This is a genomic window from Porticoccus sp., from assembly GCF_041592135.1.
In the GTDB taxonomy this organism is placed as follows: domain Bacteria; phylum Pseudomonadota; class Gammaproteobacteria; order Pseudomonadales; family Porticoccaceae; genus Porticoccus.
Window position 1 is genome coordinate 1 of the sequence record NZ_JBFHQR010000105.1, and the last position, 8625, is coordinate 8625.

General features: G+C 56.0%; 7 protein-coding genes. 3 read left to right on the forward strand and 4 right to left on the reverse strand.

Annotation, left to right across the window (positions count from 1 at the left end):
- The 3 genes from ABY948_RS09435 to secB all read left to right on the forward strand — a co-directional run.
- Positions 1-2191: hydantoinase B/oxoprolinase family protein (locus ABY948_RS09435; RefSeq protein ID WP_461482280.1), on the forward strand; the 2191-nt coding region annotated here is incomplete at its 5' end.
- A gap of 94 nt (positions 2192-2285) precedes the next feature.
- Complete coding sequence (locus ABY948_RS09440; protein WP_461482281.1) at positions 2286-2786, forward strand: acetone carboxylase subunit gamma; 501 nt, start codon at positions 2286-2288, stop codon at positions 2784-2786.
- 271 nt (positions 2787-3057) lie between these two features.
- Positions 3058-3507: a protein-export chaperone SecB gene (secB, locus tag ABY948_RS09445; protein ID WP_461482282.1), complete on the forward strand. Its 450-nt coding sequence runs from the start codon at positions 3058-3060 to the stop codon at positions 3505-3507.
- Between the two features lie 404 nt (positions 3508-3911).
- On the opposite strand, the gene ABY948_RS09450 is transcribed toward secB, so the two are convergent.
- The 4 genes from ABY948_RS09450 to ABY948_RS09465 form a co-directional block, all read right to left on the reverse strand.
- Positions 3912-5654: a putative bifunctional diguanylate cyclase/phosphodiesterase gene (locus tag ABY948_RS09450; RefSeq protein WP_461482283.1), complete on the reverse strand. Its 1743-nt coding sequence runs from the start codon at positions 5652-5654 to the stop codon at positions 3912-3914.
- A gap of 220 nt (positions 5655-5874) precedes the next feature.
- A complete protein-coding gene (locus ABY948_RS09455; protein ID WP_461482284.1) occupies positions 5875-6609 on the reverse strand; it encodes a 16S rRNA (uracil(1498)-N(3))-methyltransferase in 735 nt (244 codons plus the stop codon).
- Positions 6609-7448, reverse strand: coding sequence for a methylenetetrahydrofolate reductase [NAD(P)H] (metF, locus tag ABY948_RS09460; protein WP_461482285.1), 840 nt, complete (start codon positions 7446-7448; stop codon positions 6609-6611). Before metF ends, ABY948_RS09455 begins: the two co-directional genes overlap by 1 nt.
- Positions 7449-7491: 43 nt before the next feature.
- The coding region (locus tag ABY948_RS09465) for an adenosylhomocysteinase (protein WP_461482286.1) at positions 7492-8625 on the reverse strand (1134 nt) is incomplete at its 5' end.

The following is an 8625-nucleotide window of genomic DNA, read 5'->3' on the forward strand; positions in this document are numbered from 1 at the left end:
ATTTAAAGAAAGCGATCCTATCGGCTTCGAGCGTATCTTCTCCAAGATCCGCGCTGGTCTGGTGAGCTCTCGTGAAGTTGCCAAGAAAATTGCTGCGTCTCCGATCGTTGAGCAGGAAGGTGAGCTGTGTTTCACCCTGTACAACGTAGCGGGTGACTGTGTTGCAACTTCCACTGGTATCATCATTCACGTGGGCACCATGGGTGCTGCGATCAAATACATGATCCAGAACAACTGGGAAGCCAACCCCGGCATCAACGACGGTGACATGTTCACCAACAATGACTGTCAAACCGGTAACGTTCACCCCTGTGACATCGCGACCATCGTGCCGATTTTCTTTGATGGCGTCATGGTTGGCTGGGTAGGTGGTGTAACCCACGTAATCGACACTGGTGCGGTAGGCCCGGGCTCCATGTCCAACGGTCAGGTCCAGCGCTTCGGTGACGGTCTGCAGATCACCTGTCGTAAAACTGGTATCAATGACACCCCGCTGCGTGATTGGCTGCACGAGAGCCAGCGTGCTGTTCGTACTACCAAGTACTGGATTCTCGACGAGAAAACCCGTATCGCCGGTTGTCACATGATCCGCGACATGCTGATGGAAGTGATTGAAGAAGAAGGCGCGGAAGCAGTACAGAAATTCATGTACGAAGTAATCGAAGACGGTCGTCGTGGTCTGGTTAGCCGTATCAAGGCTATGTGTATCCCCGGTACCATCAAAACTGTTGCTTTCGTTGACGTTCCCTACACTCACGAAGACGTACATGTACCGTCCACTTTCGCTAAGATCGACACCATCATGCACGCTCCCTGTGAAATCACTGTAAACGGTGATGGCACCTGGCGTCTGGACTTCGAAGGCTGCAGCCGTTGGGGCTGGCACACTTATAACGCCAACCCCACTGCGTTCACCTCCGGTATCTGGGTAATGATGACTCAGTCTCTGGTGCCCACCGAGCGCATCAACGACGGTGCTCGCTACGCAACTACTTTCCGTCTGCCCAAAGGCACCTGGACCAACCCGGATGACCGTCGTACAGCTCACGCTGACGCATGGCACTTCCTGGTCTCTTCCTGGAGCTCCTTGTGGCGCGGTATCAGCCGTACTTACTTCGGTCGCGGTTACCTGGAAGAAGTTAACGCCGGCAACTCCAACCCTTGTAACTGGTTGCAAGGTGGTGGTGTAAACCAGGACGGTGAAGTTCACGCGGTAAACAGCTTCGAAACTGCTGCCTGTGGTACTGGTGCCTGTGCTGTTAAAGATGGTCTGAACCACGCTGCTGCGATCTGGAACCCTGAAGGTGATATGGGTGACATCGAGATCTGGGAACTGGCTGAGCCGCTGCTGTACATGGGTCGTCGTATCAAAACCAACACTGGCGGTTACGGTAAGTACCGCGGTGGCCTGGGTTATGAAACCCTGCGTATGGTTTGGAACTCCGCTGACTGGACCATGTTCTTCATGGGTAACGGCTACATGAACAGTGACTGGGGCCTGATGGGTGGTTATCCGTCAGCAACTGGTTACCGTTTCGAAGCCCACAACACTGGTCTGAAAAAGCGTATTGCCGAAGGCAAATCCCTGCCGCTGGGTCAAGACCGCGATCCTCGCAACTGCGAGTTCGAGAAACACCTGGAGCCGGGCGCTACTGTTAAACGTGACAAGCAGTGTATTACCACTGAAGACATGTTCGACAACGGCGACCTGTACCTGAACTACCTGCGTGGTGGTCCGGGCTTCGGTGACCCGCTGGATCGCGATATCGCCGACATCCAGGAAGACCTGAACGAAAACTTCCTGCTCGAAGAGTACGCGCAGAAAGTTTACGGTGCAGTGTTCACCCAAGATGATGAAGGTATCTTCACTGTTGACGCTGAGAAAACCAAAGCTCGTCAAGCCGAAATCCGCAAGGAGCGTATCGCTCGCGGTACACCGGTACACGAGTGGATGAAAGTCGAGCGTCAGAACATCATCGACAAAAATGCCTCTGTACAAGTACAGCAAATGTTTGCATCAAGCTTCTATCTGTCACCCAAGTTCCTGGCTGAGTTCAAGGAATTCTGGGATCTTCCCGAAACTTGGGAACTGCATGAAGAAGAGCTGGGTATTCCTATGTACGGTGCACGCTTCAGCATGGACATTGCTGATCTGCCCGACGTACACCCGGTCATCATGACAGAGGAATAAGGCATCATCTGTTGCCTATGAGAAGAGAGGGGCTCGGCCTCCGGGCCCCCGCTCTATCACTTGATGAATTGACAGAACATAAGAGAGTTTAGATATGTCTACTTACAGCAAAAAACAGGTCGCTGACCTGGTCAAAGGTGATTTGGATTGGGAAACAGTTCACCTGATGCTTTCCATGCCGAAAGATCAAGAACGTTACGCAATGTACATGGAAGTCCTGCAAGACAACGTTAGCTATGATGATAAAGTCATCCTGGCACTGGCTCCCCACCTGAACGTTGTTGAGCGCACTACTGACAATGAAATCGTTGTTAAGTGTGATTGCGGCCATGACTTCGGTGACTACCGCAAAAACTGGAAACTGGGAGCATTGATCTACGTGCGTGATAGCGTAGAGAAAATGGAGCAAATTTATCCTGCTATCATGGCTCCCGACACTTCCTGGCAGGTATACCGTGAGTACTACTGTCCGTCATGTGGTATCCAGCACGATGTGGAAGCTCCCACTCCCTGGTACCCTGTGATGCACGACATCCAGCCCGACCTGAAGACATTCTTCGAGTGGATGGGTACTCCGGCTCCTGCCAAGATCTAAAGGCAGTTGCTAAAGGTCCCGACCCCAGGGTCGGGACCTTTTTTATTTCCGGCGCAGATAAAAATTATGCACTGCGTGCGTTTGAGAAACTCCTGGCGGTCATCACGCTTTTCTCAAGAATTCAGGAAGACTATACTGCCCCCTTTGTCGTTATCTGTGGCCAATTCGCGCCCTAATAAGGCCAAAACACTTCACTTTGACCGCGATTGCATGGCTTAAATAGAAATTTAAGTTACTGGTGAACTGCACCGAAAATATTGAGGAGAATGTCATGTCACAAGCTGGAACTGCCAAAAACGAACCCCATTTCTCGATGCAGAAAATTTATCTGAAGAGAAACGAATACGAGGCGCCAAATGCCGCTACGGTCTTCCGGGACGATTGGAAGCCCGAAATCACACTGGATCTGGATGTCAAAAGTAACACCATTGAAGACAACCGCTACGAAGTGCTGCTGCTGATTTCCATTACTGCACACAACACCACCAGTAATATGGTTGCGTTCAAATTGGTGGTTGAGCAGGCTGCGCTATTTGTTGTCAGTGGCTTCACGAAAGACCAACTGGAAGAGGCGCTGGGTGCTGCCTGTCCGGCGATCATGTTCCCGTACCTGCGCGAGACGGTTGACCATATGCTGATCAAGGGCGGTTTCCCTCCCCTGATGCTGGCGCCGGTAAACTTTGATGCGCTGTATCAGGAAAAAAAGAACAAGAAAAACTGAGAGAGCAAAAAAATTGCAGGAGCGGTGAGCTGCTCCCTGGGAGCAAGCTGAGAACGACCTGAGCTTCGAGGCTACAAACCACCTTCAATGAGAATTGAGGGTGGTTTTTTTTGGCGAAGTCGCGTAGCGACAGAACACCACGGGTTTACCCGTGGATGAATGCCATCTGCAAATCTCATTACGTAGTTTTGAGATTTTCTTCAACCCGCAGAGGGTCGAAGTACCATAGAACCCCGACTTTAACCGGGGGAATCTATGGGTATGGAAAATCCGGTAGATGCTCGCTGAGCAAAACCCGCTAGTTGGCCGAAGCCTGTTGCGGATAGATTGCATGGAGGGTGGATGCTGGGGCGAGCAGTGACAGGATTGCAGCGTTGGGCCGGTGTCGAGGGCGCCGGTCTAGGTTAGCGGGCAGGACGGAATGTCTGGTTTGAGCCTATGGGCGTCACAGGGGCCACGGGCAGCGGCAGGGTGATCCGGCCGCGGGACAGGACGTGCTCAAATGCAGCGCGGGAGATGGGTCTGCTGAAGTAGAAGCCCTGCAGGAAGGTGCAGCCGGACGCGGATAAGTAACGGGCCTGCTCGAGATTTTCAACGCCTTCCGCGGTGGCGGCCAAGCCGTAGGAATGGCTCAACATGAGAATCACGTCGGCAATCTTGAATGTCGATTCCTTGCCATCCAGCTCGGCAATAAAGGTTTTATCGATTTTCAGTCGTTGCACCGGATAGGCCTTCAACTGATTGAGGGAGGTAAAGCCGCGGCCAAAATCATCCAGGGCGATGGTCAGGCCGAGCACATTCAGCCGTTCCAGTACAGCCATGCTGCGGTCATCGTGATCGACGAGCTTGGTCTCGGTAATTTCAATTTCCAGGTCGGATGGTGACAGATTGTAGCTTTTCAGGCAGGCATCGATGAACGTCGGCAGGGATTGGTTGCGCAACTCACCGGCGGAAATGTTTACTGAACAGGGAACAGTGGATAGACCGCGTTCGCGCCAGTCGCTGAGCATCTCGCAACACGCACTGATCACCCAGGCATCGATTTCCCGCATCACGCCGCAGGATTCCGCAATGGGTACAAATTCTGCGGGAGAGACTTTGCCAAGGCTGTGACTCTGCCAGCGCAGCAGCAGTTCAACACCGGCCAGGGTGAAGTCTTTCGCATGCACATAGGGTTGCAGTTCCAGATAGAACTCATTGTTCAGCAGGGCCGAGCGCAATGCTTCCTGTACCTGGCGCTGGCGCTGGAGGATCTTCGACAGGGTTTTGGAAAAAAAGTGGTAGGTGTGCTTCCCGGAGGTTTTCGCCTGATACATGGCGGCATCCGCGTGGCGTATCAGTTGATCGGAGTTCTGGGCATCGTCGGGGTAGGTGGCAATGCCGATGGAGGCCTGAACGTAGAGCAGCTTGTTATCAATTTCAACGGGCTGGTGGGTGGATTCCAGCAGGCGTTCGGCGACGGCAACCGTGGCAATGGTGTCGTCAAGACCGGACAGCAGGATGGCGAACTCATCGCCGGCCAGGCGCGCGATATTGGTACTTTCAGTGGGATTGATGGCTGAAACCATATCCGAACTGCGGGTGATGCGTTGCACGCGATTGGCAAATTCCGCCAGCACGCGGTCGCCCATCTGGTGGCCGTAGTGATCATTGATGACTTTGAAGTTGTCCAGATCGATGAACAGTAATGCGAGCTTCTGCCCGTCGCGCTTGGCGGTGGCGATGGCGTTGTCCAGGTAGATCTTGAACAGCCTGCGATTGGCCAGCCCGGTAAGGGTATCGTAGTAGGCGAGGTTCTGGATTTGTTCCTTGGCCCGGCGCTCTTCGTCGAACACCTTGGTCAGTGCGTGGCGCAGGCGGCGAATTTGACTGACCCCGCCGAGGGGCCGGAAATCGATGTCCTCACCCTCGGCCTTCCGTTCAACCGCATTGGTCAGCTGAGCCAGGGGGCGAAGCAGCAGCCGGTGGACAACCAGCGCGGACAAGAGCAACAGCGAGACAAATATGGGTAGGGCAAAATAGAGGATGTGTTGCCCTTGCGCGCTGCTGGTCAGTTCCGGGTGGCGGTGGAACCAGACCGCAAGCCAGGGCAACAGGCCGAGAGCTAGCAGGGAAAAAAGAATGACGGCAAACCGGTTAACTCTCATGGCGTATTCGCTTTTTCCGTTTGGTAGAGCGGGAAACGGTTTAAAAGTCAGACCAGAGAAAGAACACTGGTGTACTTAAAACACCTGTGGATTTTGCCGCAAAATGGCGGCGTTGCCACGTTAATAATGTTGCTGTGCCCTTCCCTGGGAACATCGACTGCCTGCGACTCGGCACCCTGGCCGGATTGACGGGTCAGAGAACCCAGTTTAGGGGCAGACTTTAAAGAAAATCACCCCAAAGTGACTGGAGGACGCTAATGGCGACAATCGGTGCCGTTTCAGTGCGGAACACCCGTGGCCCGAGCCGGAGTGACACGAAATGAGTGAGCAGAGCGGCATCGATTTCACGATCGCTGAGCCCCCCCTCGGGGCCGATCAGCAGGGCGACAGAATCCACCTGGAGACTGCGCAACTGGCTGAGTGTGCGATCACTGCGGTGGTGAAGAACCAGCCGCTGGTCGACCTGTAGCCGCGGCAGCCATTGTTCCAAAGGAGTGGGCGCGTGCAGCAACGGCAGGCGGTTGCGAAGGCTCTGCTCGCAGGCACTGGCACAAATCTGCTGCCAGTGACGCTGTTTTTTATCGGACCGGTCACCCTTCAATTTCACCTCGGTGCGCTCTGTGTAGAGCGGGGTGATTTCACTGACCCCGGCCTCGGTGGCCTTCTGCAGAACCCAATCCATGCGGTCGCCGCGGGACAGGCCAATGCCGAGATGGATGTGCAGTGGTGATTCCCGCTCGATCGCCACGAATTCACCAACCTGCGCACTGGCGCGCTTGGCGTTGCAGGCCGACAGGGTGGCGCGATACTCGCCCCCCTGGCCATTGAACAGGGTCACCGGGGCCCCGGCTTGCAGCCGCAACACCGCGCCCAGATGCCGCGCTGCGCTGTCGTCCAGTGCGACTTCTGTGCCGGTCGCCAGCGGTTGGTCGGTGTAAACCCGGATCTCGCGCATCAGCGTTCGGCGAAACCGAGGTTGCGGCACAGGGTGGCGCAGGTGTCGGCCTGGTTCATGGTGTAAAAGTGCAGTCCAGGTGCGCCGCCTGCCAGTAACGTCTCGCAGAGAGCTGTCACCACGTCCAGGCCAAAGGCCTTGACGCTGGCGCTGTCATCGCCAAATTGTTGCAACCGCTGGCGAATCCAGCGGGGAATGTCGGCGCCGCAATTGTCGGAAAAGCGCACCAGGTTCTGGAAGTTGATGATGGGCATGATGCCGGGAATGATGGGCTGGTCGATGCCGGCTTTCTGGCACTGTTCCAGATAGTAGAAGTAGGCATCAGGATTATAGAAATACTGGGTAATGGCGCGGTTGGCGCCGGCCTGGAATTTCTGGCCGAGCCAGTAAATATCCCGGTCGTAGCTTTCGGCCTCGGGATGGATTTCCGGGTAACAGGCCACCAGCAGTTCAAAGGTGTCGCCAAAATGCTCGCGAATGAAGGCCACCAGCTGATTGGCGTAAACCAGCTGGGCCATGCCGCCCATGCCCGAAGGCAGGTCGCCGCGCAGTGCGACGATGCGCTTGAGACCCTCGTCCTTATAGCCTTGCAACAAGGCCAGTACGGACTCCTTGCTGTCGCCGCCAAAGGACAAATGCGGGGTGGCGCAGGAACCGGACTGCTGGATCTCCAGCACGATGTCCCTGGTGTGCTCGCGGGTGGAGCCGCCCGCGCCGTAGGTGACGGAGAAAAACTCCGGCTGGAAGCGCGCCAGCTGTCGCTGGGTGGCGCGCAGCTTGTCGCGCCCCTCCGGCGTCTTCGGCGGGAAGAATTCAAAACTCAAATGTCGATCAGTCATGGCAATTCGCTGTTCCGGTCATTATTGGCTGCGGGGACAGCTATCAGTAGCGATAGCTGTCGTCCTTGAAGGGACCTTCCGCAGGGACATTGATATAGTTGGCCTGTTCCGGTTTCAGGCGTGTCACCACGCCGCCGAAGCCCGCCACCATATGAGCCGCCACTTCCTCGTCGAGTTTCTTCGGCAGCACTTCCACCCGCAACAGCCGGGCTTGGTGGTCGGCGTCGCAATCGGCGAACTTCTGCTGGTACAGGTGAATCTGCGCCAGCACCTGGTTGGCAAAGGAGCCGTCCATGATGCGGCTGGGGTGGCCGGTGGCGTTGCCGAGGTTGACCAGGCGGCCCTCGGAGAGCAGCAGCAGGTGGTCGTTGGCATCACGGTTGCGGTAGACCTTGTGCACCTGGGGCTTCACCTCTTCCCACAGCCAGGTCTTGCGCATGTAGGCGGTGTCGATCTCGTTGTCGAAGTGGCCGATGTTGCAGACCACGCAGCCGGATTTGAGGGCGGCCAGGATGGCGGAATCGCAGACGTTGTAGTTGCCGGTGCAGGTGACCAGCAAGTCGGTGTTGGCCAGCAGTGCCGCATCCACCGGATTTTCCGGGTCGCCATCAACATAGGGAGAAACCACTTCATAGCCATCCATGCAGGCCTGCATGGCGCAGATCGGATCGATCTCGGTGACCTTGACGATCATACCTTCCTGGCGCAGGGACTGGGCAGAGCCCTTGCCCACGTCGCCGTAGCCGATCACCAGTGCTTTCTTGCCGGACAGCAGGTGGTCGGTGGCGCGCTTGATGGCATCGTTGAGGCTGTGGCGGCAGCCGTATTTGTTGTCATTTTTCGACTTGGTGACCGAGTCGTTGACGTTGATGGCGGGCACTTTCAGTTCGCCCTTCTTCAGCATTTCGTAGAGGCGGTGCACGCCGGTGGTGGTCTCCTCGGTGACGCCGTGGACCCGCGTCAGTACCTCGGGATACTTGTCGTGCAGTTTGGCGGTCAGGTCGCCGCCGTCGTCCAGCACCATGTTGGCTTCCCAGGGCTGGCCGTCCTTGAGAATCTGCTGCTCCAGGCACCAGTCGTACTCTTCCTCGCTTTCGTCCTTCCAGGCGAACACTGGGGTGCCGCTGGCGGCGATGGCGGCGGCGGCGTGATCCTGGGTGGAAAAGATGTTGCAGGA

Coding starts and splice junctions, on each gene's coding strand:
- ABY948_RS09450 (WP_461482283.1), bottom strand. CDS start 5,654: ATGAGAGTTAACCGGTTTGCCGTCATTCTTTTTTCCCTGCTAGCTCTC.
- secB (WP_461482282.1), top strand. CDS start 3,058: ATGTCACAAGCTGGAACTGCCAAAAACGAACCCCATTTCTCGATGCAG.
- ABY948_RS09440 (WP_461482281.1), top strand. CDS start 2,286: ATGTCTACTTACAGCAAAAAACAGGTCGCTGACCTGGTCAAAGGTGAT.
- ABY948_RS09455 (WP_461482284.1), bottom strand. CDS start 6,609: ATGCGCGAGATCCGGGTTTACACCGACCAACCGCTGGCGACCGGCACA.
- metF (WP_461482285.1), bottom strand. CDS start 7,448: ATGACTGATCGACATTTGAGTTTTGAATTCTTCCCGCCGAAGACGCCG.